The following is a 26,955-nucleotide window of genomic DNA, read 5'->3' as shown; positions in this document are numbered from 1 at the left end:
CCGCGCCCGCCCCCAGCGCGGTCGCCACCCGTGGCCCCCGGATCGTGTCCAGGATCAGCGCCCCGGGCCCTTCACCTGTCACCAGGCCGGACCACAACACACCGGGGCTCGCATCCACCTGGCCGGTCAAGAGCGCCGCGCTCGTGGCGAGAAAGATCAGAAGAGACAACGGCACGTACCCCTTCATGCCATCGCACCCGGTCTCAGCCTGCGCGCGACCCAGATGAAGACCGGCCCCCCGATCATCGCCACGACGATCCCGGCGCGCACTTCTCCACTGCTCAGAACCAGCCGTCCCACCGTATCCGCCAACGTCAGTGTCAGGGCGCCATAGGCCGCCGACACCGCCAGCCGCGGCCGCAGCGCATATCCTGTCGACATCCGAGCCAGGTGCGGCGCCATCAGCCCCAGGAAAGCGATCGGTCCGGCAATGGCCACCGCCGCCCCGGTCGCCAAGGTGACCACCGTCAGCGCGCCGGCCTGCGCTCTCAACGGCCGGGTTCCAAGCCCCCGCGCAAGGTCGGAACCAAGCGACAGCGCCTCGATCAGCGGAGCGATGGCAAACGCGAGCACAGCGGCCAACCCGATGACCAGCGTCATTTCCACAACCGGCCTGAAGGCCGCGTCGGTCAGCGAGCCGGCCACCCAGAACCGCAGGACATCCAGCGACTCCTGCCGGACGAGGACAACCGCCGTGACCAGGGATAACAGCAGCGCGTTCAGGGCGGCCCCCGCCAGCGTCAGGCGCACCGGTCCGGAATCGCCCCGGAACCCGCCACCCAAGGCAAACACCGCCAGCGCCGCCAGCGCGGCCCCGGGAAAGGCGAACAAAGCCACCGCCGCCTGGTCGGATCGTCCGAACAGCGTAACCCCGAGGATAAGCGCAAAGGCAGCACCCGCGTTGATCCCCAGAATGCCCGGATCGGCCAGCGGGTTGCGGGTCAGCGACTGCATCACCGTCCCCGCGATGCCCAGCGCCGCACCCGCCGCCAGGCCCGCCACAGTGCGCGGCAACCGGATCGCCGCGATCGTCACATGGGCCGGGTCGCGCGGATCGTATCCCAGCAACGCCTCCAGGAACACGCCGGGCGCAACCGGTCTGACGCCAACGCCCAGCGACATGGCCACGGCTCCGATCAGAAGGCAGGCGAGGAACAGCCCCCGCATCAGCGCACCAGCCCCGCCTTCAGCGCCGAGGGCACGACCGTCTCCGGTCTCCCGTCGAGCGCCAGCTCGAACTCCCCGACCAGGCGTTCAAGCGCATAGGGCAGCGACAGCGCGCTGCCGAAGGACAACGCTCCGGAGATCAGGGTGTCGGCATAGACCTCCCGCCCTTCCTGCTCGGCACGCAAGGTCCGCCGCATCGGTAGCCGGGCGATTTCCCGCGCCCCGCCGATAGACGAGATCCACAGCAGGAGATCCGCATCTATCGGCGAAATGTCCTCAGGTGAAAACGTGGTGTAGAATCCGTCTGCAGCCGCCGTGTCGCGCAGCTTTTCCGGCATCTGGAACCCGAGGTTATGCAGAAACCGCGCCCGGTTGTCCTGGGCCATGAAGGCGCCGGTCTCGCTGCCGTTCTGCCAGGCCGCCGCCGCCGTCTTGCCCTGCCAATCCGGATGCGCGGCCCTTACGCTCTCGAATTGCCCTTCGACGTCCCCGATCAACGCCTCGGCCCGCTGCGGCGTGCCCAATGCGCGCGCGATGCGCCTGGTATCGGTCTGCCAAGGCGTGCCAAAGACGGGGTCGTCGGCCCCCTGCATCAGCACCGGCGCGATCTCACTCAGCAACGCGTATTCGGCCCGTGAGATACCCGACCCGATGGCAACGATCAGATCGGGCGACAACCCCGCGACGAGTTCCATCGACACTTCGCCGGTCAGAACGGTCGGCTCCGCGTGGCCCAGTCGCTCCCGCGCCCATGGCCAGACTGCATGCGGCTGGTCTCCGAACCAGTAACGGACTGCCAGCGGCACCACCCCGAGTGCCAGCAACGGGTCCTGAGTGGTGTATCCCAAGGACACGACCCGCTCGGCCGGACGCTCTAGAACCGTTTCGCCCCAGACATGGGGAATCCTGATTGCCTGACGTGCTCTGGCGACGCGCGGCGCCACCAGCGTCGCAAAGCTTCCGAGAATAAAGCTGCGACGCGTGGCGCCGAAAGAACTCTTGGTGAACGGAATCATGACAGGAGATCGCAGCCCCATAGTATTAGTCTTTCAAGCGCGAGAAACGGCTTAGGGTTTGGTGCTGCGGGTTTCAGGGGCCAGCCTGATGCCTAGTATTCCACCAGTGCGCCGAGCTTATCCAACGATCTGTCGTCCTACAAGCGTCGTCGCCCGAAAGGCGTTGTCTCAATGCAGAGCGCCTGTGCAAGGTCATCGTGGTCGAGGCTGTCAGGCCTGGTGATCTCCCGCATCAAAACGGTTCAGTCCATCATTGAGAAGTAATTCGCCTGTCGATCCACCAGTTCTTCATGCGTGCCCGCCTCCACAATCCGGCCTTCGTCCAGAACGACGATGCGGTCGGCGTGACGGATGGTCTGTAGGCGGTGCGCGATGACGAGCGTCGTGCGCCCCTTCGATAACGTATCCAGCGCCGCCTGCACCTTGCGCTCGGTGCCCCGGTCCAACGCCGAGGTCGCCTCGTCCAGAAGCAGAATCGGTGGGTCGCGCAGGAAGACACGCGCGATGGCCACGCGCTGTTTCTGTCCTCCCGAGAGCATGACGCCACGTTCGCCCACCATCGTGTCGAGACCATCGGGCAGCTCCGACACCATCTCGGACAACTGTGCCTGCTGAACGGCGTGCAGTATCTCCTCGTCTGATGCGTCAAGCCGCCCGTAGGCGATGTTGTCGCGCAGGGTGCCGCCGAACAGGAAGACATCCTGCGATACCAATCCCACCTGCCGCCGCAGGCTGTCCAGGGTCATGTCCGCGACGGCCTGGCCGTCGATCCGGACTTCGCCCGACGTCGGTGCATAAAAGCGTGGAAGCAAGGCCATCAGCGTACTTTTGCCCGCGCCGGACGGCCCCACAAGCGCGACCGTCTGGCCCGGCTCGACGGAGAGGGACACGCCATGCAGTACGCCGCGCGCGCCGTCGTAGGTAAAGGTCACGTCGTCGAACTCGATCCGTCCGGTCAGGTCCGGCGCTGGCCTGGCGTCCGGCGCGTCGGCAATCTCGGCCCGCTCTGCCAGCAGCGCCTGGAACCTCTGGAACCCGGCGATGCCGCGCGGATAGGTCTCGACCACCGCCGCGATCTTTTCCAGCGGGCGGAAGAACACGCCCACCAGCAGCAGGAAGGCCACGAAGCTGCCCGTCGACAGCGAGCCGGAAAAGACATAGCCCGCGCCCGCCACCATCACGATCACCTGAACCGAGCGCAGGCCCATGTAATGCAGCGTCGTCAGCGCCGCCATGATGCGGTAGGCCTCCAGCTTGGTCTTGCGATACCCGCGGTTGGCATCCGCGAAAAGTTCGCGTTCATGCGCCTCGTTGGTAAAGGCCTGCACCACGCGAATACCGCCCAGCGTTTCTTCCAGCCGCACGTTGAACTGGCCCACCCGGCCATAGATCGCCTGCCATGCCCGGGTCATACGCCCACCATAGACGGCCAGTAGCACGACCATCACCGGCACGATCACGGCTGTCATCAACGCCAGCGGCACATGCAGCCACAGCATCAGGGCGAAGGCCCCGATGAAGGTCATGATCGCGATGAACAGATCCTCGGGGCCGTGATGCGCCACCTCGCCGATCTCTTCGAGGTCGCGGGTGACGCGCGCCACCAGCTTGCCGGTCTCTGCCTTGTCAAACCAGCCCCAGTTCAGGCGTGTCAGGTGGTCGAAGGCCTTCGCCCGCATCTCGGTCTCGATGTTAATGCCCAACTTGTGACCCCAGTAGATCACCACGGCCATGAGGCCCGCGTTGATCAGGTACACCACCACCAGCCCTACTGCGGCCCACATGGTCAGCGCCCACTCACCGCGCGGCAGCAGATGGTCGATGAATCCCGCCACGGCCAGCGGAAAGGCCAGTTCCAGCAAGCCCGAGATCACCGCGCAGCCGAAGTCCAGCCAAAAGAGGCCCATATGCGGGCGGTAATACTCGAAAAACTGACGCAGCATGGGAATTTCCTTCAGAGCGTTTTTGCCGGTGAGCCGCCCGGCAGATTGCCTCGGCAAATACCGTTTAGGAGAGGTGCTCGCCGCCGTCCAGCAAGGCGGAGCATAAGGACCTTGTGGAGCCGTGGCTTGTGATCGCGCAGTTTGCACCTCATAATGCGATCTCAAGCCATTCTGGCATGCGTGACGGCCCGGCCCTTTCGCACCGGATAGCCACATCCTGACATCTCGCACGCGGAGCCTGATACGCATGGGCTATAGACACGACTTTTCCGGACACACAGAAAAGCTGCATTGCATCCGCCCGGTCCAGTGGCGCCAGTTCGAAAACGCACTGGTCGCGCATTGGGAAGCCAGCGGCGACCAGGGCGCCACTGGGCGCTATGTCTCGGCCAATCCACGACTGAGCATCTTCTTCGATGATATGAGCTCGATCTCGACCACGACGGGGAAAGGCACCGGCAGCTTGGCCCGCGCCATCTTCGTGCCGGCGGGCATGGAACTTCGCACCCGTTTCTCCAAACCTCTCAGGTTTACCCATGTCGATATTCACATGGATTACGCCTGGGCGATCCAGTTCCTGTCCAGTGCGATCCCCCGGTCCACCGCGATCGAGGTGTTGGAAAATCCGGTCGAGCGCGACGATGTCACGGATATCGAGCCGCTGGCGCGACTGCTGGTCACGGAAATATCCAGTCCCACCCGGCATGCACTGTTTGTCGAAAGCGTGGTCAATTGCCTGATTACAGCTCTGCTGGACATGGACCGGCGCAGCACGCAAACCGGCAACGCCCGACTGACCGCCGCGCAGATGCGCCGGGTCGCGCTGCGCCTCGAGGAAGCGCGCGGTCACAGGCTCAGCATTGCGCAGATGGCCGAGTCGGTGAACCTGTCGGAAAGCTGGTTCTCGCTGGTGTTCAAGAATACGACCGGTATGTCGCCGCACCAGTGGCAGCTGAACAAGCGGCTTGAACAGGCGCGGACCCTTCTGGCCGACACCGATCTCAGCGTGGCGGACATCGCGGATCGGCTGGGCTTTTCCGACCAGGCTCATCTGACCCGCGCGTTCCGCCAGCTTGTCGGCAGAACACCCGGAAGCTGGCGGCGGGATCAGAAGAGGCGCTGACGGCCGAAGCCAACTGCGGCAGGGAGCCGGACCCTGCCGCCGATGTGCTTGACCGATTACCAACTGCGGCGCAGGGCAGCCGTGATTGTCCGGCCCTGGTTGTAGAAATCCGCCGTCCCTCGTCCCACGACATACTGCTCGTCAAAGATGTTGCTGAGATTGACCTGCAGTTCCGTGTTCTCCGCCAACTCGTATGAGTAGGACGCATCGAACAGGAACTGGTCGGGGCTTTTGCCATTGTTGTTGTAGGCATTGTAATAGTAGCTGCCCACGTAGCGCGCCCCTAGGCCAACAGACATGTCCCCCAGCGATCCGCCGGTCGGAATGTCATAGGTCAGCCACAGCGAGGCCATGTGCTCGGGCACAGAAGCGAACTGGTTCCCGTCCACCGTCACGCCACGGACATTGCCGCGCACGAACTCGGAATCCTGATAGCTGTATCCGCCGGAAAGGGTCAGGCCCTGCGTCAGCTCGGCGCGCGCTTCCAGTTCCAGACCGCGAACGCGGGATTCGCCGATGGTCTGTCGCTCGATCACGCCGCTGGGCAGGACAACCGGCACCACGACGTTCTTCTTGGTCAAATCATAAAGCGATGCGGTGAACAGCGCGTTGATGCTCTGCGGCTGGTACTTGACCCCGATCTCGTATTGCTCGCCACGTTCGGGCTCGGTGCCGATGGCGGGCGGTGCGACCGACTGGACATAGCTCGCATAGGTCGAAATCTGGTCCGTAATCTTGTAGGTCAGCGCCCCCCGCCATGAGGTTTCCGAGAAATCGGCACTGGTGGTCGTCGCTGTCAGGCGGTCGGTGTTGGTGATGTCCAGCCAGTCATGACGCACGCCCGCGGTCACGATGAACCGGTCCGCGAACGACAGGTTCTGCTGCAGAAACACCGATTGGGTGGCAAAATCGTTGGCCTCGGCGCTGTAGGGTACAAACCCGGTCGGCGCACCGGAATAGACCGGGTTGCTGACGTCGATCGGCGTGTAGGCCCCGAAGATCGACGCGCTGGTGGTCGACGCGTCACGAAACTCCAGCCCTGCCAGCGTGCTGCTGTCGACACTGCCGAAGCTGGTGTCGTATTGCAGGATCACGTTGCCGATCACCTCTTCCGCGGTGCTGTCAGTGCCGAAATAGAAGCGATCGACCATGGTACCGACGCGCGCCGCGTTGTCGGAGATGTAGACATAACCGAAGTCGTCGGTGAGGTCGCTGTAGCGCAGGTTTGCGTTCAGCCGCAGACCGTTGCGGAAATCGTGCTGGAACCCCGCCGACACCGTCAGTCGCTCTACATCGTGATAATTGAAACCCGGCTCACCGAAGAACTGGCTGCGGTCGTATTCCCGGTCTATCGGGTAACCGCCGCTGTTCGGTGTGGAGTCGCGGTCGAGATAATCCACCGTGAAGGTCAGCTTGGTATCCTCGCTTGGCGACCACGCGAAAGATCCGAGCAAGAACGTCTCGTCGTCCCGAGAGAAATCATAATCCAGCTCTGAGTCTTGCACCTTCCCGACGAAACGGTAGGCCAGCGTCCGGTCCTCGTTCAGGACATCGCCGAAGTCGAAGCCCAACTCGGTGTGATTGTTGGTGCCGTAAGAGCCGTAGACCTCGCCGAACCGTTCGAATTTCGGTGTCTTGGTCACGAAATTGAGTGTGCCGCCGGGATCGGACGTGCCGAACAAGGTGGAGTTGCCGCCCTTCATCACCTCGGCCCGCTCGAACGCGTATGGTTCCTCGCGGACGCCGCGCATCGATCCGAGGGTCAGGCCGTCGCGATAGGTGGAGGCTTGGAAACCGCGCACGAGGTAGTAGTCATTGCGATCGTCGGTCCCGAAATAATCGGTGACGATGCCGGGGGTATATTCCAGCAGGTCTTCCACCTTGTCGACGTTGCGTTCTTCGAATTCCTTCTGCGTGATGACCGACACCGACGCGGGCGTGTCAAGAACGCTGGTCGCGACCTTGCCGCCAGTCCAAAGCTCCTTGGCGATGGTTGAATTGGCGTCGTCATCCGCCTCGGCGCCGGCATCGACGAAGATCGTTCCAAGCCGGTAGGGTTCGCCGCCAGTGCCGTCCTGCGCCGTGGCTGCTAACGGGAACGCCACCAGCGCCGTGCAGCCAAGGAGTGCCGCGGTCACACGTGCCGGGCGTGGAAAAGATGATCGATGTGTTCTCAAAAGTGCCCCCATAACGTGCTTCCATTCTTCTGACGTTTCTTGCGTGCTGGCGTGCTGTGCACCGCGACGTTGCGATGGTGCTGCAGGCACCCAAGGACGTGCCCGGAGTCCCGCTGGCTGTTCTTTGCCAAACCCCAGCCCGGATGCATCCGGCCGGGTCAGGCGTCGATGGCACATAGCGCAGGATAGTGCGGAGGTGTATTGTATTTTCCGATTGTTTTTGTCAGATTCTCTGCAAAATTGACAGAATTTGTCGGATTTGCGGCTTCGGACCACGTGCTCTGCTTGACGGCACGAAGCGGAAACGACTAGCCGAAGGCAGTTCTCGTCCCCTGACTGCAGCGACCGGAGGCTTAGCAATCCAATGCTCAGACGTATGAAAATCGGTGTCGCCGTGCTTGCCCTATGGCTTGCCGCAGCCCTGGTGCCGCCCGCGGCCGCGCAGGAGTTTCCTGTCACGATCGACCATGCCTTCGGCACGACTACCGTGCCGTCGCGGCCCGAGCGTGTTGCAACTGTCGCCTGGGCCAATCACGAAGTGCCCCTGGCATTGGGCATCGTTCCGGTCGGGTTCGCCCGGGCGAATTTCGGGGATGACGACGGAGACGGGATCCTGCCTTGGGTCGCCGAGCGGTTGGAGGCGTTGGGCGCCGATACGCCAAAGTTGTTCGACGAAGGCGACGGCATCGACTTCGAGGCGGTGGCGGCCACTCGCCCCGACATCATCCTGGCAGCCTATTCCGGCCTGTCGCAATCCGAGTATGATATCCTGAGCAGGATCGCCCCGACCGTCGCCTATACGGACGGACCCTGGTCGACCGGCTGGCGCGAGATGATCCGCCTGAATGCCGCCGGACTTGGCATGGCGACCGAAGGGGACGCGCTCGTCGCCGATCTCGAGGCGCGCATCGCCGAGGTATCCGCACGCCACCCCGAAATCGCAGGGAAGAGCGCGATGTTCGTCACGCATCTAGATGTCCGGGACCTGAGCGTGATCCGCTTCTATTCCGCGAACGATCCGCGTGTCCGATTCCTCGAAGACCTCGGCCTGACCTCGCCGCAGGCGGTCGCGGATGCCACCGAACCCGGGCGCTATGCGGGAGAGGTGAGCGCCGAGAAGATCGACATGTTTGATGACGTTGATATCCTTGTCACCTACGGCGGCGAGACCCTGATGGCGCGCGTCGCGGAAAACACGCTGACCTCGCGCATGAAGACCATCAAGACCGGAGCGGCCGTGCTTCTGGGGAACGATCCGGTGGGGACGGCCGCCAACCCCACGCCCCTGTCGATTCCCTTCGTGCTGGAGGACTACGTCTCACGGCTGGCAGACGCAGCGCGCAAGGCGAAATGACCGACGCAGTCCCCAAAGAGACGACCCTTGACGCCTTGCGGCGCCCCCGGAGCACCCGGCTTGCCTGGCTGATCGTCGTTCTGGCGGTGCTTGGAATGGCCTGCCTCGTATCGATCAGCCTCGGCACGCGCGCGGTTGGATGGGCCGACATCCTGGCGGGCGTGACCGGCTCGACCGAAACGATTGCGCAGGCGGTAGTCGCCGTGCGCGTGCCCCGCACGGTGCTTGCGGTCCTCGCCGGGGCGGCGCTTGGGCTGGCCGGTGCCGTCATGCAGGGCGTCACTCGCAATCCGCTGGCCGATCCCGGCATACTGGGCGTCAACGCGGGTGCCGCAATGGCCGTGGTGATCGGCATCGCGTGGTTCGGGATGCAGACGCTCGACGCGTTTCTCTGGACCGCGATCCTCGGGGCCGGACTGGCGGCCTGTTTCGTCTACGCTATCGGGTCGCTCGGGCGGGGCGGCGCGACACCGCTGAAACTGGCGTTGGCCGGGGCGGCGACGGCCATCGCAACATCCTCGTTCACGATCGCGATCATCCTGCCACGCAACGATATTGCCGGAGGCGTGCGGTCCTGGCAGGTCGGCGGCATCGGCGGGGCCAGCTTCGACGCCATCCTGCCGTGCCTGCCCGTTCTGCTGGCCGGCCTGATCCTGTGCCTCTTGTCGGCTCGCAGCCTGAACCTGCTGGCCCTGGGCGACGACGCGGCGGCCGGCCTGGGCGCGAATGTTGTTGTAGCGCGGGCCAGCGCGGCACTTGGGGCTGTGCTGCTTTGCGGGGCGACCACAGCGATCTGCGGGCCGATCGGTTTCGTCGGGCTGGTCGTGCCGCACGTCTGCCGGTTGCTTGTGGGCGTGGACCACCGCTGGCTCCTGCCCTTCGCGGCCCTGACCGGTGCGATTCTTCTGATTGGTGCGGACGTCATCGGACGCATCGTGGCGCGTCCGTCCGAGATGGATGTGGGCATTGTCACCGCCTTTATCGGCGCGCCGGTCTTCATCTGGATCGTGCGCAATCGGCGGATTCGGGACTTATGAGCAACCTCGCGCATACCGACGCCGCCGCGTGGGTCGGGGCGTTGCGCGCGTCGCGGCGCAAAGCCCGTCTGCGGCTTGTTGCGATCATGCTGGGGATCGTCGTTGCGGGCGTCGGGCTGACACTGGTCACCGGGCCGACCATCACCCCGCCCTCGGACCTTTTGCGCGTGCTGACCGGGCACGATGTGCCGGGCGCAAGCTTCAGCATCCTCGAACTACGCCTGCCCCGGGCGGTGCTGTCGATCCTTGCCGGAATGAGCTTCGGACTTGGCGGTGTGATTTTCCAGACGTTGCTGCGCAACCCACTGGCGAGCCCCGACATCATCGGAATCAGCGCCGGCGCCAGCGCGGCGGCCGTGTTTACCATCGTCGTTCTCGGTTGGAGCGGGCTGGCCGTCTCAGTCGCCGCAGTCGTTGCCGGGATGATCGTAGCGCTGCTGATTTATCTGCTGGCCTGGCGTGACGGGGTGTCGGGCGCACGATTGATACTGATCGGCATCGGGATCTCTGCCATGGTCGACAGCATGATCGCCTATGTCCTGTCGCGCGCGCCGGCGTGGTCGCTGCAGGATGCCTTGCGTTGGCTGACCGGGAGCGTCAACGGCGCGACCTTGTCCGAAGCGATGCCTGTTCTGCTGTCGCTGGTCCTGCTGGGCGGACCGCTTTTGGTCCGGCGCGACAATCTCGAGGCGATGCGACTTGGAGATGACACCGCCGCGGCGCTTGGCGTGCCTCTGCGTTTCGAAAAGCTCGTGTTCGTCATGGCCGCTGTCGGGCTGATCGCGGTGGCGACGGCCGTGTCCGGTCCGATCGCCTTCGTCGCGTTCCTGTCGGGCCCGATTGCCGCGAGAATTGCAGGCACCGGCCGGACACCCTTACTGGCTTCCGTCATTGTGGGCTCTTTGCTAGTCCTGCTGGGCGATTACGCAGGCCAGCACCTTCTGTCGGGGCGCTATCCCGTGGGCGTAGTCACCGGGGCCCTGGGCGCGCCATACCTCGTATATCTGATCATCCGATCCCATCGCAGCGGAGGCGGTTCATGAGCACTTTAAACGTGGCAGGACTGGAGGCCGGATACGGCACGCGAAAGATTCTGACCGGTCTCGATGTCGCGGTGCCCCCGGGGGGCATTTCTGCGATTGTCGGGGCCAATGCGTGCGGTAAATCCACGCTGCTGCGATGCCTTTCGCGGCTGCTGCGACCGAGCGCCGGGCGGGTCATGCTTGATGGCCGCTCGGTGCGCGACATCCCGACACGCGAATTGGCCCGCCGCATGGGCCTTTTGCCGCAATCGCCCATCGCCCCGGACGGGATCACCGTGGCGGATCTCGTCAGTCATGGCCGCCATCCCCATCAGGGCCTCCTGTCGCGCTGGACACATGCCGATGACAGGGCAATCGCCGCCGCGTTGGATGCGACCCGGACCACCGATATTGCCGAGCGGGAGGTCGACCAACTGTCCGGCGGACAGCGCCAGCGGGTCTGGATCGCCATGGCGCTGGCACAGGAAACGGATATCCTGCTGCTCGACGAACCAACGACGTTTCTGGATGTCGCGCACCAGATCGAAGTCCTCGATCTGCTGGTCGATCTGAACCAGGCCCGCGGCACGACCATTATCATGGTCCTGCATGACCTCAATCTCGCCGCCCGCTATGCCGACCACCTGATCGCAATGCGCGGCGGCAATGTATACGCCGCGGGCGCACCGGACACCGTTCTGACGGAACGCATGGTACAGGAGGTTTTCGGCGTGGCCTGCCGGGTCATGCCCGACCCCACCTCGGGCAAGCCGATGATGCTGCCAGTGGGCCGCCACCGGGCCAGCCCCGCACCGGAACGTCAAGAGGTCGCATCATGAGTAAAATCCTGCACGCCAACGCGCTGTTCCGGGGCACCTTGCCGGACGATGCCATTCCGCACATCTCGGCCCATGCCCGCGAGGTCGAACTTCCCGTGGAAGAGACCGAGGCCGGCCTGCTGGTGAGACCACCTCTCGCATCCGTATCGCTCGAGGTTAACCGCGCGGGCCTGCAGGTACATGTCGAGGCCGCGGACGCGGCGGCATTGCAAAACATTCGCGATTACCTGCATCACATTCTGGATCACGTCGCGCCCGGCCTGACCCAATCCGCAAAGTGGGAAGGCGATATCCAGCGCAACCGCGCACCGCTCAACTTCTGCACGGCCACGGTTCAAGATGTCCGGCGCGTCGGACCGCATTTCCTGCGGGTCACGCTCGACTGCGCCGACACCTTGCGCCTGTCGGAGGAAAGAGGAATGCATTTCTCCCTTCTTCTGCCTCCGGAGGGCCGCACGCCCATCTGGCCACACCTCGACGCCAATGGACGTACAAGGATGCCCGTCGGCGACGATCAGTTGCATCGCGCGGCCTATACCTTCGTCGATCTCGATCCGGGCAAGGGGCAGTTCACGTTCGACGTGTTCGAGCACGATGGCGGACGGGCGACACGTTGGGCCCGAACGGCGCGGCCCGGCCACATTGTCGGCATCAGTGGCCCCGGCAGTGGCGGGTTTCCGAACGGGCGGAACATCTTGATCGCCGGGGACGAGACGGCTCTTCCGGCGATCCGCCGTATCCTGAAGTCATCGGCACCCGACCGGCGGGGGCACGCCATCCTCGAAGTCGGCACGGACGACGACATCTGCGACCTGCCCCGGCCCGACGGGATCGACCTGACCTGGTGCGTCCGACAGCGACGCGAGAGGCTGTGGGATCATCTGTCGCAAGCGCCCTTGCCCCCGGGACCCGACCGGTATGTCTGGGTCGCCGCCGAAAAATCCCTTGTCCGAGATGCGAAAGCAAGGTTTCGACACAAGCTCGGGCTTGATGCGGACGAGGGATATTTCGCGTACTACTGGGAGGTCTGATTCAGTGTTGCAAAGATGGAGTGGCAAGTACCCGTTACTTTACAAAGATCCTCCAACAACTTTGACTCGCCATTGAATTAGTGTCGTTGACCCTGTGACTGACGGCCTGCACAAATGGCTAAATCAATGACATTCGAAACATGCGCACGAGCGAACGGCGCTACATGAGATGAGCCCGGCAACGTGCGCATCGGATCGCTCTCCCACGCGCGACTGCGTATCTTTTTGGGATTGCTGCCCGATCAGCTGCCTGATCACCGGAATTTCCCCCACTGCGATTTTGGCCGAACCTATTCATTTTGACAGTCGTCCGCAGCCTTCGGAAAACCAGAGCATGCCGACTTGAAAGAGACGATGCAGACTTGGAGCGACAAGCCAGTCTCATCCTTTGACTACTCACTTACCGTCCCACTGATTCAAGCCTGCTGATCTCTCTGTTTCTGGAGCATTCGGAGTCCACTCGGGAATAGGTGGCGCGAAGGCCGGCCGCCTTTGGAAACTTTCCTGGCTTTCTGCATCCGGACGCCCTCGCTGGGCCAAGGAGCCAAGCGCCAGAGAACGAAAGCAGCAAAGACGGCTTACATCGAGCCAGGCAGCCTCTGGGAGAACGGATATTGCGAACGCTTCAATGCCCGGGTCCGCGATGAGTTCTTGAACGGTGAGGTCTTCTACAGCCTGCGAGAAGCCCAAATCCTGATCGAAGAGGGAGGAAACATTAAAAAAAAACGCCCTCACGATGCTCCGGGCTACCGACCACCGGCCCCTGAAACCATCGTCCAGATGGATCCAAGTCCAGTCATGCACTAACAATCAAATCAGCCCACTCAGGTGGGCTGATCAGGTGCATGCTCTTTCTCAAGACTTCGTATGGCTTGAAGAATTTGCCGGGAGCTACAGCCGCGTTTTTCGAGTCACCTGTAAACGAACCCTTGCATTCCATCGGATGTCCGCTGATCCAAGATCTGGGCATATGTCACCGAACCACCGGCGTAGGGCATGAATACCTGCGCTTTCCCGTCAACATTGGCCCCCATGTACCAAGACGCGGCCTCGCGCATCAGGGACTTGCGCGAGACGGCGTCGACCTCCGCCATCCAATCCTGTTGCGCAGCGCGCACCGGTTCAAGTTCGCTCTCGTTCCGGTCGTGAAGGTCTCCTATGGTATCAGTAATCCACTCGACATGTTCTTCGATCGACGGAACCATGTTGGACAGAACCGAGGGGCTGCCCGGCCCCGTCACCAGGAACATGTTGGGGAACCCGGCCACCATGAGACCCAGATAGGTCTGCGGCCCGGCATCCCACTCCTGCGACAACGTCCGCCCCTCGCGGCCACTGATGTCAATACGATTGAGCGCTCCGGTCATCGCGTCGTACCCGGTTGCCAGGATCATCGTATCAAGCTCGATCTCCTGTCCGCTTTTCAGTTTCAGACCATTCGCTGTGGCGGTCTCGACCGGATCGGCGCGAATATCGACCAGGTCGACATTGTCCCGGTTGAATATCTCGTAATAGCCGGTGTCCACGCAGATGCGCTTGGCTCCGATCGGGTAGTCTCCGGGGGACAGCACCTTGGCCGTTTGCGGATCCTCGACGGTCTCCCGGATCTTGCGCCGTACAAAGTCGGCCACCGCCGTGTTGACCTCACGGTCCTTCGTCGTGTCATTGAACGTATAGATGAAACCGATGCCCCCGATCTGCCATTCGGCCTCCAGAAGCGCTTTCTGCTGACACTCTGTCAGCTCCTGCCCGGACCGCATGCCGGGGTTGTTGTACAGCGTGTAATTCCGACTCTGGCGCAGCGCGGCACGGCGTTCGGGATAGTTGGATTTCCATGACTCCACGTAATGCGCGCTCATTGGGCGGTTGTTGGCCGGGACGGAGTAATTCGGCGTACGCTGAAAAACCGTCAGGTTGCCGCAACCGGGCGCGATCGTGGTCGATGTCTGAATGCCCGATGACCCGGTACCGATTAACCCTACACGCTCATCCAGAAAATCGGGCTCTTCCGCAGGCCAGTCGGAGGTCTTCAGAAGACGCCCCTTGTAGTCCTCCAAACCGGAAATGTCGGGCTCTTTCGCCACGGACAGGCAACCGGTCGCCATGATGCAATAGCGTGCGCGCACTTTGCGCCCGTCACTGAACGTCGCGGTCCACAGCGACGCATCGTCATCCCAGTTCAGCGCATCAACCCTTGTATTGAAGGTAATGTGCTGACGTAATTCCAGGCGGTCGGCGACAAACTTTATGTAGGAAAGTATCTCGGGCTGCGCCGCGTAGAGTTCCGTCCATTCCCATTCCTGCTGAATCTCTTCAGAGAACGAATAGGAATATTGCATGCTCTCGGTGTCACACCGCGCACCCGGATATCGATTCCAGTACCATGTGCCGCCAACATCGGCCCCCGCTTCAACCGTACACACCTCCAGGCCCATTTTGCGAAGCCTGTGCAGCGCGTAGATACCGGCAAATCCGGCGCCCACGATCAGGGCGTCAAATTGGGCTACATCGTCAGTCATTAAGTTACTCCCGTTTGATTATTGATGAATCGCAGAACCCCGGTCAGCGCATCGGCTGCGGCAGGGCTGTCCGGCGTCACGGTCATGAACCCATGCAACTCGCCGGGATAATGTAGATGGACGCAGTTGGCGGTCTCCATGCCCCGCTCGCGGCGCAGGCGGACATATGATGCCCCCTCATCCCGCAGGGGATCGTAGCCCGCGGTGATCACCAATGCCGGCGGCCCTTCCAGCCCTCCTCGAAGAGGCGAGACCGCCGGATCGGCCCGATCTGTGTCGGCATGGAAATAGTGGTCCCGGAACCATTCCATCGTGCGCCCGGTGAGCGCCATGCCGGGCTCTTCTATCCGGTGCGACGGATAGGCGCCCGCCTGATCAAGGGCGGGGTAGATCAGGATCTGGCCAAGCGGCGCGGGACACCCTGCCCCCGCGCCCGACTTCTCCGCGGCCATCGCGGCTGCCAACCCCGCTCCGGCACTGTCACCGGCCAGGAACATGCGCGACGGGTCCAGCCCCATCGCGGGGCCGTTCTTCACGACCCAGGAAATGGCGCGCTGGCAATCCTCCAGTTGCGCGGGACATCGGTTCTCCGGCGCAAGCCGGTAATCGACCGACAGCACCGCGCAATTGGCCCCCGCCGCCATGCGGGCACATAGCAGCCTGTGCGACGCAAGCTCGCCGAACACCCAGCCGCCACCGTGAACGTAGACAACCACGGGCAAGGCCCCACCGGCGGCGTCTCCGGCGTACGGACGAAAAAGAAGTCCGGCAACGTCCCCGTCCGGGCCGAGGCGCTGGACCACGCCATCGGCCCAGCACTCCGCCGGATCGGTCAGGCCGGGCATTTTGCGCTCGACCATCACCCTTGCCTCGGCCACGGAATACGCCTCGAACGGGCCAAGCCCTTCGGCAATGCGATAGTCGAGTACGGCGCTACTTGCTTTACTCAGCATCGCGATCCCCTCAGACCGTAAGCCCGCCATCAACCGTCAGTTCGGCGCCCGTCATGTACCGGCTGCCGTCGGACAGCAGAAAGATCACCACATCGACGACGTCTTCCGGCTGGCCACGGCGCCCCAGGGGAATCGTGGCAGTACGCTCTTCCAGGCGATCGGCCGGAATTGCCTCCATCATGCTCGTGTCGATCAGACCTGGATGAACAGAGTTCACGCGCACGCCTTTCGGTCCGAGCTCCTTGGCGGCCATCTTGGTCATTCCGCGCACGGCCCACTTGGCCCCGACATAGGCGATGCCGCCATTGCCCCGAAGCCCCGATACCGAGGACATGTTCACCACCGAAAGCTGCCTTGCACCGGCGCGCTCCGCCGCAAATCGAATACCAAGGAACGTCCCGAGCTGGTTCACGGCGACCGTCTTGTTGAAAAATTCGACATCCGTTTCGTCTATGATGCGCGGATCAAATATCCCGGCGTTGTTCACGATCCCGTCGAAACGCCCAAGCGCATCCACAGCCTCGCCAATCCCGTTCCACCCTTCCGGATCGGTCACGTCATGCGTCACGTAAGTGCAGGCGCTTCCGATCTCCTCGGCAAGGCGGGCGCCTTCATCCGCGCGCAGGTCGCCTACGACGACACGGGCACCGCGCACAACCAACCGTCTTGCCATCTCGGCACCCATGCCGCGCGCCCCGCCGGTGATGACAAACACGCGTCCGTCGATAGAATTTTGATCAGACACTGGCTTTCTCCCGGTTCCAATGAGCAGCAAGGACATCGACATCATCGCAGCGTCCATCGCTGCGCGTCGCAGCGGCCAGTTCGTATTCGATGGTCCTGTTGCGGTTGGCCACGACACCGGCATACTCACCATGTGTCAAAAGATAGAAATGGTCGGCTTCCACCCCGTCGAGCGCGATCCGCGCTATATCTTCGGGGGCCATACCGTTTTCCAGCGCCGCATGGTTGGTCGCCGCGGCGTCGCCCGCGCTGCCCGCCAATCCGGTACGAACGAAGCCTGGGCAAAGCACCGATACGCCGACGTCGCTGTCTTCCAGGTCGAACCTCAGCGCTTCGCTGAGGCCCAGCACCGCGAATTTCGACGCAATATAGGCGCCACTACCAGCGCAGGTCACCAGCCCACAGATCGATGCCGTGTTGACGATATTCCCCCGGCCTCCGCCGTGCAGGCGCGACATGAAGTAATGAATCCCGTTGTAAACACCGTCGAGGTTTACCGCCCTCAGCCGGTCCCATTGCTCGGGCGGCAGTTCGCTCAGCGCCGTCTTGGGGACAGTCACACCGGCATTGTTGAAAATGATGTCGACATGCCCGACTTTGCCCAGGATCTCGTCGCAGGCACCCGCCCAGCTTTTCCGGTCGGCGACATCGAGGGATATCGCCAGCGCGCGGCCGCCGTCGGCGCGGATCGACGTGACGGTTTCTTCCGCGCTCTCCTGGTTCATGTCGGCGCAAATCGCTGTTGCTCCGCGTGCGGCGACCTCCCGGGCAAGGGAGCGGCCGATGCCGCTCCCCCCACCTGTGACCAGGGCCACCGTGTTCTCTTCTATTCGCATGGAAGCTCTCCTTGTTGCGCGATCATCACGCGAAGACCGCCGGCAGGGTCAGCAAGGCGATCGAGACCACCGCGAAGGACACGAGCATGAGCGCCGCGGTGTACCCGAGGATGTCACGCGCCTTCAGCGCCGTGACCCCGAGCAGAGGCAGCATCCACATGGGCTGAATTCCATTCGTCAGCTGATCGCCATAGGAAAACGCCATGACCACGGTCGAGATGTCGGCCTCGAGCATCTGTGCCGCCTCGACCAGCATCGGCCCCTGCACGGCCCATTGGCCACCGTTCGAGGGTACCATCAGGTTCACGAATGCCGAGCTGAGCATGCTGGTGAAAGGCAGGGTGTACGCGTTGGATATACTCGCCAGTCCGCTGGCAAACAGGGCAAGCAGGCCCGAGGCGCTCATCATCCCCATGATCCCGGCATAGAACGGGAACTGCAAAATGATCTGGCTACAGGTGCGGATGCCGCGGTCGATGGCACGGACATAGGCGATAGGCGTCCCGTAGGCCAGAAGCCCCAACAGCAGGAAGGTCAGGTTCAGGACGTTGAGGTTCAGGTCCAGCCCGTTCTGCAGAATGAAGTTCCCGACATAGGTAAAGCCGATGGCCAGGATCACCCCGGTCAGAATGCGGGAGTTCTCGATCCGCTCGGCAACGGTCGGTGCGGTTTCCGGTACTGCGGCGGCACTTAGCGAGGCTTTGCCGGGCGCGGTGGCAACAACGGGTTCGTCCTCCGGCGCATCGTCGGCGTCCAGCCCTGCTTCCCTGTCGCTGATCTCGCGCACCTTTTCGGCCGGATGCATGCGCGCCGCCGCCACTGGCAGCAGGATCATGAACGTCGCGCCAACGATCAGGTTCAGCGGCGAAAATATCGTTTCGACGAGCGGGATCAAGCCAATCTGATCTGCCAGGAAATGGCCTTCCGTATTAACCAGCAACGACGCGCTGGACGTAAGCCCGCCCTGCGACGTCGTACCCCCGGCAAAGCCGGCGGCGACAGTCAGCGGATAGTGCACCTGGATGCCCCGGTCCCGCGCCTGGCGACAGAATTCCCGCGCCGCGACGGCGCCGACGATCAGGCCAAGCCCCCAGTTCAGGAAAGACAGGCTGATGGACAGTGCGCAGACCATGGCGACGACGCCCGTTGCACTTTTGGGCAGGCTGCCAAGCGCCAGGATGGCCCGTTTCATGGGCGGCGCTTCTGCGAAGACATAGCCGAAAAGCAGGATGGCAACCATCTGCGTGGTGAAGCGTAACAATCCCCAGAAGCCATCGTACCAGTAGTCGACCATCTGCATCGGGCTTGAGGGCGTCAACGCGACACCGAGCCCGAACACCAACCCGGTCAGGATGATAGCGAAGGCGAATGGCGTTGGCATGAATTGCCGGGCAAAGCCCGCGAATATCTCTGCAAGTCTTTGCAGCATTTTTTTCCTCCCTGATTATCGGCGTCCTCCTCAAAACGCCGGATCTTGGTCCTGACTTTGTTCACACATAGTGAACACAGGTCCAATAGATAGAACGCTCCCACAATGCACATTTTCCGTCAAGGTCTCGAGGCCGCAGATTGAGAAGAAAATTTCTATCCTATGAATTTTGTTCACCTAAATTGAACGCGCGGATCCGAATTTTCGCGTTAGACAAGCCGAGAGGTGCGGCGTCCGCACAACTCGCAGCTCACTTCCATATTTCATCCGAACTGAATTTCGGGCTGCGACCTGCAGAACAGCCGACCGGTTTCCGCTTCCTCACGGACAAGGCCTGCAGGCCTCGCAAGACGCATCAGGCCGAACGAGTGCGGCCCGGCGGGGTCATCCCCCACCGGGCGCCTTGCCCGCTTCGGGCAAAACAAGCTGAAAAGGACGGCGAAGCGTCCCCGCTTAGGCGGCCTCAGTCACGAATTTCGTGTTGAGATAGCTTTCGAAGGTTTCCGCCCCGCCTTCGCGGCCCATGCCGCTGTCCTTGACGCCACCGAACGGCGTTTCCGAAAGCGACATGCCGAAATGGTTGATATTCATCATCCCCACCTCGATCTCGTCCGCCAGCCGCCGCACGATCGCGTTGTCCCGCGCAAAGGCATAGGCCGCCAGCCCATATGGCGAGCGATTGGCTCTCTCGATGACCTCATCCAGCGTACGATAGCTGACCAAGGGAAGAATGGGTCCGAAGGTTTCCTCACTCATAACCCGCGAGTCGTCGTCGAGATCGGTGACGATGGCGGGGCTGAAAAAGTTTCCGGGCGACTGGATCGCTTCCCCGCCAACGGCCACCTTGCCGCCGCGCTGGACAGAATCCGCGATGAAATCGGTCATGGCAGACAGCCGGCGCCCATGTGCAAGAGGTCCCATGCCCGACTCGGAGTCCAGACCGTCACCGACACGCACCTTCTCGAACTTGGCGACCATCCGATCGACCAGCTCACCATGAAGGCTTTCATGCGTGAACACCCGCGTGGGGGCGACGCACACCTGCCCCGCATTCCGCAGCTTCAACGCGCTCAGAAGGTCCGCTGCCTTGTCCAGGTCCGCGTCCTCAGAAATAATAAAGGGCGCTTGCCCGCCCAGTTCCATCGTCGCGCGCTTCATGTGCTTGCCTGCCAGCGATGCCAGCGACTTGCCGACCGCGCTGGACCCGGTGAAGGAAACCTTGCGCACGCGGGGCGATTCAATCAGTCGGGTCGACACCTCTGCCGGCACACCCCAGACAATGTTCAAAACCCCGTCGGGAAGTCCGGCATCCTTGAAAAGCTGCGCCAGCGCCGTAACCGCACTTGGAGAGTCCTCGGGACCTTTCAACACGATCGTACAACCGGCGCCGATCGCGGCGACCATCTTGCGGATCGCCTGGTTGAACGGAAAGTTCCACGGCGTGAAGGCGGCGCAAACGCCGACCGGCTCGTGCATCACGTACTGGCGCACATTGGAAAATCGCGGAGGAATCACACGCCCATAGATGCGGCGGCACTCCTCGGCGTGCCATTCTGCATGTTCCGCGCAAGCCATGACCTCGGCCCGCGCCTCAGCCAGCAGCTTGCCCTGGTCCAGTGTCATGTTGCGCGCAATGTCCTCGACACGCTCTCGGGCCAGCTGCCCCACGCGACGCAGTATCTCGCTGCGCAACATCGGCGACGTGGTGCGCCATTCGTTGAAGGCGCGTTCGGCCGCGTCTACGGCGCGATCCAGCTCGGCTTCCGTCACATGGGGAAGCTGACCCAGCACCTCGCCGGTAGCGGGGTTGAGGATATCTTCCCCCTTGCGCGAGCTGCTCGGACCGATGAACTCACCATCGATGAATAGGCTTTGAGTAGGATACATGTTCTCTCCTCAGGCTGATTTGCGAAGATTTACGTCGGCGAGGATCATGTCGCTGGCCTTTTCGGCGATCATCATCGTCGGCGCGTTGGTGTTGCCGGAGATCAACGTCGGCATGATTGAGCAATCGACGACGCGAAGTCCCTCCAGCCCGTGAACCCGGAGCTGGGAATCGACGACGGCATCGGCGTCCTGCCCCATCTTGCAGGTCCCCGAAGGGTGAAAGATCGTCCCCGCCGTCTCGCGGATGAAATCCAGAAGCGCGGCATCGTCCTGCACGGACTCGCCGGGCTGGTATTCCTCGACGATATGCGAAGCCAACGGTTCTGTCCGCGCCAGGCGGCGGGACAGCTTGAGGCCTTCCAGCATGCAGATACGGTCGGTTTCCGTCGACAGGTAGTTCGGGCGGATATCCGGCTGGGCCTTGGGGTCGGGAGAGGACAGCCGCACCGTGCCGCGCGACTCGGGCCGAAGCTGGCAGGTATAAAGCGTGATGCCTGAGAAATCGTGCGGCTTGTAGCGCACCTGCTCGGCCGAAAGCATACCGCAGTGAAACTGGATGTCCGGTGTTTCCGAATTGGGAAGAACCTTGGCAAATATCCCCGCCGGGGTGGCCGAACAGGCCAGCGGCCCCTTGCGGAACAGGGCATAGTCCAAGCCCAGCTTCATCCGGCCATACAAGCTCTTCATGCTGTCATTGATGGTGATCGGCTTGTTCACCTTGTAGACGTTGCGTGCGTTCAGATGGTCTTGCAGGTTCCCTCCGACGCCGCGCAGCTCATGCGTGACCTCGACCCCTTTCGAACGCAATTCCTCGCCCGGGCCGATCCCCGAAAGCTGAAGGATGTGCGGCGACTGGATCGCGCCCGCCGACAGGATCACCTCGCCATTGGCATGCGCTATCCGGGCCTGGCCATTCTTGCGATAAGCGACACCGCTCACGCGGCCGTTCTTCACGATGACCCGCTCGGCATAGGCGCTACTGATGACCGTCAGGTTGGCACGGCTGCGCGCCGGCCTCAGATAGGCCACGGCTGCGCTGCACCGGCGCGCATTGCGGATGAAGAACTGATAGTATCCGCATCCTTCCTGGTCCCCATCGTTGAAATCCGGGTTCCGCGGGATCCCGAGCGCCTCGGACGCGGAAAACACATCCTCGAAAAACGGGATCTGCCCGGCCGGGTCGGAGATCGTGACCGGCCCCTCGCCGCCATGAAAGTCGTCGGCGCCCCGCGTATTGGTTTCCATGCGCTTGAAATAGGGCAGCACGTCATCCCAGCCCCAGCCGGCGTTGCCCGCCTGCGCCCAGCGGTCATAGTCCTGCGACTGGCCGCGGATACAAATCAGCCCGTTGATTGAACTCGAACCGCCGATGCAGACGCCGCGCGGCCAGACCATTTCACGCCCGGCCATCGAAACCTCTGGCGCCGTCGTGAACTGGCGCGCGATCCGCTCGTCGTAGACGGCCTTTCCATATCCTAGGGGAACATGGATCCAGGGCGACTTGTCCTCCGGTCCGGCCTCCAGAAGCAACACGGAATGACGCCCATTTTCGCTCAGACGATTGGCCAGCACGCATCCGGCAGAGCCCGCACCTACAATTATGAAGTCGTATTCCTGGGTCATCTCCCCCCCCTTTGCTTGCGCAGCGACAATTTCCGACACCGTGAGGCCGGGATCACCACTGCATATGACACGTTGCTGTTTTCACCCGGAGGCGCAGGCGCCATCCCGACCAGGGAAAGGCCGGTCAAATACCGAAAGAAAATCTGCCACGTTTGCTCCTCTCTGTAGCGCGTCCCGCCGAGGCATATCTGCAGCCGAAGTATGCGCCAGAAACTCCCTTTACTCCCGTTCCCACATACAGATCGCTATTCATGTATGGGATATTTACAATTGGATATGCCGTCAAGGTGATTGTGACCGCATCAAACTTTCCAGCGGCGCCACCCCGTGCGGAGCTTTAAAAAACAGACGTTCGCGCGCTTGACATGGGACAAATAGGGTGACTAGTATCCGTAATGCCTGAATGGCGTTTCCATATAGTGAACGCCAATCGATCAAAGTGGTTTGAGGAGACCGCTTTCATAACTTGCATATTGGGAGGACGCGGGAAATGACGGACAGCTATACGGACAAGACACAACCCAAGCCATTCAGGGAACGCCTTCAGTTGCGGGCCCAGTCCTTGGGCGAGAAATCCGCCGAAATCAGCATTCGCTGGATGCCAGAAACATTCACCTTCGCGGTACTGGTAACGGTGATCGTGTTTCTCTGCGCCTGGCTTGGCACCGAGACCCGACCCGTTCAGATCGTCGAGTATTGGTACGGCGGGTTCTGGTCGCTTCTGACATTCGGGATGCAAATGGTCCTGATCGTCGTAACTGGTTATGCTCTGGCCGTCGCGCCCCCCGTCAAGCGCGTTCTGGCGCGCATCGCGGCACAGCTCGGCTCGGCAAGCGCGGCGATCGCGGTCACCGCCCTTCTTTCGGGAGTTATTTCCTACGTCCACTGGGGCCTCGGGACGATCCTGTCCTGCCTGTTCGCCGTCGAAATCGCGAAGTCTTTCAAGACCCGCGGCATCCGCTGCCACTTTCCTTTGCTGGTCGCCTCGGCCTACAGCGGGACGGCTGTCGCAATGGTCGGCCTGTCCAGTTCGGCAGCCCTGCTGATGAACACGCCCGGACATTTTCTCGAAGACTCGATCGGCCTCGTTCCACTTACCGACACCATTTTCCGGCCACAGTACATCATGATCGTCGTGACCGCGACGCTCACGGCGGCCATCGTGCTCACCTATCTCCATCCTAGTCAGAAGAACACGCAGGAAATGGACGAGAACGCATCGTCGCCCTTCGGCGGTGACGAAACGCGCGAAACGGCCCGGACGCCCGGCCAACGGCTCGACAATATGCCAATGCTCGCTTGGCTCATAGGTCTCGTGGGTATCGTGTTCATCCTGCAGGAAATGATGGAACAGGGCATCATCGGGATTCAGCTGAACGTATTGAACTTCTTCTTCCTGATGCTGGGGATACTGCTGCACGGCTCCCTGAAAAGCTATTCCAACGCCCTGACCAAAGGCGCCCTCGCGGCTGCAGGCATTGTCCTGCTCTTCCCGTTCTACGGCGGCGTCCTCGGGGTGATGCGCGACAGCGGGCTGGTCGACATCGTCGCAAGCGGGTTTGTGGCGATCTCGACCGAAAACACATTCGCTCTCTGGCAGATGATCAGCGCCGGCGTCCTGAATTTCGCGATCCCGTCCGCCGGCGGCCAGTGGGCTGTCCAGGGGCCGATTGCGGTCACGGCATCACAGGAACTCGGACTGCCCATCGACGTCCCGGCAATGAGCGTCATGCTGGGCGAGTCTCTGACAAACCTCGCGCAACCGCTCTGGCTGATCCCGCTTCTCGGAATTTCAGGCCTGCGCGCAGGGCAGGTCCTTGGCTACACGATCGTACTGATGGCCTTCCTGTTCGTGGTGTTTGGCGGCGGTCTGCTGCTCCTGTAGGATAACAGTCATGCCCCGCGGCGGCTCTTTCCAAGGCCGCCGCGGGGACAATTTGCCAAACACCCAGTATCGCCTTGGATGCACCCTTGACGCCATTCAAGCCGCTATGCGGACTCATCCCTTGAGAGTATCCGTAGAGCCCGCCCCGATCCGCAAGCCGTCATAGCAGGGATACGCCCCTTCAGGACCCCTCTCCCCTGTTCCATGGGCTTCGGACGTCATCGTCAGCGACCTGCGCCCAGGGACCCGAACACGGACGGTGGTCAGCCCTGCCCACCTCAGCCAGTGACGTCCCAGACCGCCAGACCGAACCCGACCACCGCGATGAAGATCCAGGCCGCCGCTCCCAGCAACAGCGCTATACCTAGCAGACTGAGCGCCGCGATCCCGCCGCCCGCTGCAGGGTAGCCGCAATCAGCGTGATCAGCGCCACCAGCCCCAAGCCGGTAAGATGTCTGCCAAAGCGGTTCCTGAAGATTGCCTCGCGGCCTGCAAATATCGCGTAGGACTGCATTGTGTTGTCTCGCTTTCAGGGATTTCCGCCTTTTTCGCGCCTGCACAGCGACAACAAATCCACTGACTTTGATTAAACCAATTGAAAGAATTTATTGATGCCCCTGGACCAACTGCAGGTTTCCCTGGCCGTGGCGGAACGAAACCGCATGCCCCGGGTGGCCGAGGCGCTGCGGCCGACGTGGGCATTCAAGGTTCTTCTGCATCCCGAATGGCACCGCACCTGCGCCGTGGAAGCCCTGCTTGCAGTGATCGACGGCATATGACGCCCGGCCCGGTCGCTAGCCGGTCCGCAATTCCTGCGCGTTCACCCGACGCGCCATCTCTGCGGTCAGGGATTTGCGATCGATCTTGCCGACATGGTTTTCCGGTAGCCGCTCCAGTACCTCGATACCCGAGATGCAGTGCGAACGTCCCAGCACTTCGGTGATACGGGCGTTAAGATCACTGAGCTCAGCAATCTGGCCCGATTTCTCGACAAAGGCAAAAGGTACCTCGCCCAGGTCGGCATGCGGCGCCGGTACGACACAGGCCGCCTCGATGCCACCACAGGCCAGCAGGACATCCTCAATCTGCACGGGCGCCAGGTTTTCACCGCCCCGGATGATGATCTCCTTCAGACGTCCGGTCAGAAACAGGTACCCCCTCTCGTCGAGATACCCGATATCGCCCGACCGCACCCATCCGTCCCGGTCGAACGGCGGATGGCCGACATATCCAAGGGCGGTCGAAGGACCGCGAAAGGCAACCTCACCGCGTTGACCCGTGGGCAGTATATCCTCGCCGCCAGGCGACAGAATCGCGACCTCGCCCCCCGGAAGCGCACGCCCGACCGAACCGCGCACCGCTGCGTCCGGCGGATTTGCCGTCGACGTGCAGGTGAATTCGGTCTGGCCATAGCTCACAAGGACAGGGCACCCCCAGTGGGCCTCGATCCGGTCCTGAATCTCCACCGGAAGCGCCGCCGAGCCACAGCGCAGCATCCGCAATCTATCGGTCGCTCCCGCGGGCACCGGATGATCCAGCAACCGCTGGAACATCGTGGGCACACCGGTAACGACCGTTGGCCGCAGCAACGCGATTGCCTCCATCGCGATCTCTGGCGTGAACCTCGGCAACAAGGTCACCTGCGCCCCCTGCGACAGCGGGTAAAGCAGCTGGTTCAGAATGCCATTGGTATGACTTAACGGCATCATGTGCAGGTAGTGGTCATCGGCCCCCACCGGCGTAAGAGCGGCCAGCCCGTCGGTATTTGCCGCGATGTTGCGGTGACACAGGCGAACGGCCTTGGGGCGTCCGCTCGATCCGGAGGTGAAGATCAGCAGCGCCTCGTCGTCAGGCGACGGCGCCGAGCCGGAAAATTTCCGCGAGGTAAGCGCGCTCCGGCGCACAACCGCTTGTGCACCCGACTGCGCAAGCGCATCCGCGGCCGATGCGTTGGCATCATCCGCGAGAATGTAAGAAAAACCAGTATCTTTCAGCTTGTCCATGACCGATCTGGGCGCCTCGCTGCGGCTCAGCACGGTAACCGGCAGACCAGCCACAAGGCAGGCCAGAAGGTCGGTACAGAGACCGACGTGGCGATCCTGCAGCAGCGCGACCCTCTGTCCCGATCGCGCCCCGGCATCCAGCAGGCCCCCAGCTTGGTTTAGGACGGCCGTGAACAGTTCGGAAAAGGTCAGTGATTGCCCTTCGGCACTCAAGGCGCATGCATTCGGGCGGAGTCGTGCCTGTTCGGCGAGGTCGGTAACGAAATCACTCATGCGGCCAGCTCCGGCATTCGGACCGCGGCATCCGCTTCGAATGTGCCATCGGGATCCAGTGCCCTCAGCGCCGCCAGTTCCGCCGCGGTGGGTT

21 protein-coding genes and 1 pseudogene are annotated in these 26,955 nt (G+C 62.5%); 9 read left to right on the top strand and 13 right to left on the bottom strand.

Annotated features, from left to right (window positions below; genetic code table 11):
• The 4 genes from RBB18_RS21300 to RBB18_RS21285 form a co-directional block, all read right to left on the bottom strand.
• Positions 1–187: hypothetical protein (locus RBB18_RS21300; protein ID WP_371931687.1), on the bottom strand; the 187-nt coding region annotated here is incomplete at its 3' end.
• Positions 184–1,167: an iron ABC transporter permease gene (locus RBB18_RS21295; RefSeq protein WP_103765096.1), complete on the bottom strand. Its 984-nt coding sequence runs from the start codon at positions 1,165–1,167 to the stop codon at positions 184–186. The genes RBB18_RS21295 and RBB18_RS21300, both read right to left, overlap by 4 nt.
• A complete protein-coding gene (locus tag RBB18_RS21290; RefSeq protein ID WP_245890592.1) occupies positions 1,167–2,204 on the bottom strand; it encodes an ABC transporter substrate-binding protein in 1,038 nt (345 codons plus the stop codon). The genes RBB18_RS21295 and RBB18_RS21290 overlap by 1 nt, the downstream gene beginning before the upstream one ends.
• 221 nt (positions 2,205–2,425) lie before the next feature.
• Positions 2,426–4,126 carry an ABC transporter ATP-binding protein gene (locus tag RBB18_RS21285; RefSeq protein WP_274594027.1) on the bottom strand — a complete coding sequence of 567 codons (1,701 nt, stop codon included), beginning with the start codon at positions 4,124–4,126 and terminating at the stop codon, positions 2,426–2,428.
• A 247-nt stretch (positions 4,127–4,373) separates the two neighbouring features.
• Here RBB18_RS21285 and RBB18_RS21280 point away from each other — a divergent pair, with 247 nt between their 5' ends.
• Positions 4,374–5,249, top strand: a complete 876-nt coding sequence (locus tag RBB18_RS21280) for an AraC family transcriptional regulator (protein WP_306112193.1) — start codon at positions 4,374–4,376, stop codon at positions 5,247–5,249.
• Between the two features lie 56 nt (positions 5,250–5,305).
• Here the strand turns inward: RBB18_RS21280 and RBB18_RS21275 are convergent, their stop codons facing one another.
• Positions 5,306–7,438 carry a TonB-dependent siderophore receptor gene (locus RBB18_RS21275; RefSeq protein WP_306112194.1) on the bottom strand — a complete coding sequence of 711 codons (2,133 nt, stop codon included), beginning with the start codon at positions 7,436–7,438 and terminating at the stop codon, positions 5,306–5,308.
• A 364-nt stretch (positions 7,439–7,802) separates the two neighbouring features.
• On the opposite strand from RBB18_RS21275, the gene RBB18_RS21270 reads away from it, so the two are divergent.
• The 6 genes and pseudogenes from RBB18_RS21270 to RBB18_RS21245 form a co-directional block, all read left to right on the top strand.
• Complete coding sequence (locus RBB18_RS21270) at positions 7,803–8,780, top strand: iron-siderophore ABC transporter substrate-binding protein (protein ID WP_306112195.1); 978 nt, start codon at positions 7,803–7,805, stop codon at positions 8,778–8,780.
• Positions 8,777–9,817, top strand: coding sequence for an iron ABC transporter permease (locus RBB18_RS21265; protein ID WP_306112196.1), 1,041 nt, complete (start codon positions 8,777–8,779; stop codon positions 9,815–9,817). Before RBB18_RS21270 ends, RBB18_RS21265 begins: the two co-directional genes overlap by 4 nt.
• Positions 9,814–10,860, top strand: coding sequence for an iron chelate uptake ABC transporter family permease subunit (locus RBB18_RS21260; RefSeq protein WP_306112197.1), 1,047 nt, complete (start codon positions 9,814–9,816; stop codon positions 10,858–10,860). Before RBB18_RS21265 ends, RBB18_RS21260 begins: the two co-directional genes overlap by 4 nt.
• Positions 10,857–11,678, top strand: coding sequence for an ABC transporter ATP-binding protein (locus tag RBB18_RS21255; RefSeq protein ID WP_103765088.1), 822 nt, complete (start codon positions 10,857–10,859; stop codon positions 11,676–11,678). The genes RBB18_RS21260 and RBB18_RS21255 overlap by 4 nt, the downstream gene beginning before the upstream one ends.
• Complete coding sequence (locus RBB18_RS21250) at positions 11,675–12,709, top strand: siderophore-interacting protein (protein ID WP_306112198.1); 1,035 nt, start codon at positions 11,675–11,677, stop codon at positions 12,707–12,709. The genes RBB18_RS21255 and RBB18_RS21250 overlap by 4 nt, the downstream gene beginning before the upstream one ends.
• A 567-nt stretch (positions 12,710–13,276) precedes the next feature.
• Positions 13,277–13,516: pseudogene (locus RBB18_RS21245) on the top strand (transposase); the annotation flags it as partial.
• A gap of 104 nt (positions 13,517–13,620) precedes the next feature.
• Here RBB18_RS21245 and RBB18_RS21240 read toward each other — a convergent pair.
• From RBB18_RS21240 to RBB18_RS21210, 7 genes are all read right to left on the bottom strand, one after another.
• On the bottom strand, positions 13,621–15,228 hold the full coding sequence (locus RBB18_RS21240) for an NAD(P)/FAD-dependent oxidoreductase (protein ID WP_306112199.1): 1,608 nt from the start codon (positions 15,226–15,228) through the stop codon (positions 13,621–13,623).
• Positions 15,228–16,181 carry an alpha/beta hydrolase gene (locus tag RBB18_RS21235; RefSeq protein ID WP_306112200.1) on the bottom strand — a complete coding sequence of 318 codons (954 nt, stop codon included), beginning with the start codon at positions 16,179–16,181 and terminating at the stop codon, positions 15,228–15,230. Before RBB18_RS21235 ends, RBB18_RS21240 begins: the two co-directional genes overlap by 1 nt.
• A gap of 10 nt (positions 16,182–16,191) precedes the next feature.
• Positions 16,192–16,926, bottom strand: coding sequence for an SDR family NAD(P)-dependent oxidoreductase (locus tag RBB18_RS21230; RefSeq protein ID WP_306112201.1), 735 nt, complete (start codon positions 16,924–16,926; stop codon positions 16,192–16,194).
• Positions 16,919–17,740 carry an SDR family oxidoreductase gene (locus tag RBB18_RS21225; protein ID WP_170067279.1) on the bottom strand — a complete coding sequence of 274 codons (822 nt, stop codon included), beginning with the start codon at positions 17,738–17,740 and terminating at the stop codon, positions 16,919–16,921. Before RBB18_RS21225 ends, RBB18_RS21230 begins: the two co-directional genes overlap by 8 nt.
• Before the next feature lie 46 nt (positions 17,741–17,786).
• Positions 17,787–19,190: a short-chain fatty acid transporter gene (locus RBB18_RS21220; RefSeq protein ID WP_103765083.1), complete on the bottom strand. Its 1,404-nt coding sequence runs from the start codon at positions 19,188–19,190 to the stop codon at positions 17,787–17,789.
• A 453-nt stretch (positions 19,191–19,643) separates the two neighbouring features.
• Complete coding sequence (locus RBB18_RS21215; protein WP_103765082.1) at positions 19,644–21,077, bottom strand: NAD-dependent succinate-semialdehyde dehydrogenase; 1,434 nt, start codon at positions 21,075–21,077, stop codon at positions 19,644–19,646.
• 9 nt (positions 21,078–21,086) lie between these two features.
• Positions 21,087–22,700, bottom strand: a complete 1,614-nt coding sequence (locus RBB18_RS21210; RefSeq protein ID WP_306112202.1) for a GMC family oxidoreductase — start codon at positions 22,698–22,700, stop codon at positions 21,087–21,089.
• A 490-nt stretch (positions 22,701–23,190) separates the two neighbouring features.
• On the opposite strand from RBB18_RS21210, the gene RBB18_RS21205 reads away from it, so the two are divergent.
• Positions 23,191–24,585 carry a short-chain fatty acid transporter gene (locus RBB18_RS21205; RefSeq protein WP_274594038.1) on the top strand — a complete coding sequence of 465 codons (1,395 nt, stop codon included), beginning with the start codon at positions 23,191–23,193 and terminating at the stop codon, positions 24,583–24,585.
• Between the two features lie 611 nt (positions 24,586–25,196).
• The gene (locus RBB18_RS21200; RefSeq protein ID WP_306112203.1) at positions 25,197–25,364 is read left to right on the top strand and encodes a hypothetical protein; all 168 of its coding nucleotides are present in this window, start codon (positions 25,197–25,199) and stop codon (positions 25,362–25,364) included.
• A 15-nt stretch (positions 25,365–25,379) separates the two neighbouring features.
• On the opposite strand, the gene RBB18_RS21195 is transcribed toward RBB18_RS21200, so the two are convergent.
• Positions 25,380–26,861 (bottom strand): class I adenylate-forming enzyme family protein, encoded by a 1,482-nt coding sequence (locus RBB18_RS21195; RefSeq protein WP_103765079.1) that lies wholly within the window; start codon positions 26,859–26,861, stop codon positions 25,380–25,382.
• Positions 26,862–26,955 lie beyond the last annotated feature (94 nt).

Source organism: Roseovarius sp. MMSF_3298, from assembly GCF_030733705.1.
GTDB lineage: Bacteria > Pseudomonadota > Alphaproteobacteria > Rhodobacterales > Rhodobacteraceae > Roseovarius > Roseovarius confluentis.
Note: the sequence above shows the minus strand (reverse complement) of the source record. Positions and strands in the feature narration are given on the sequence as shown.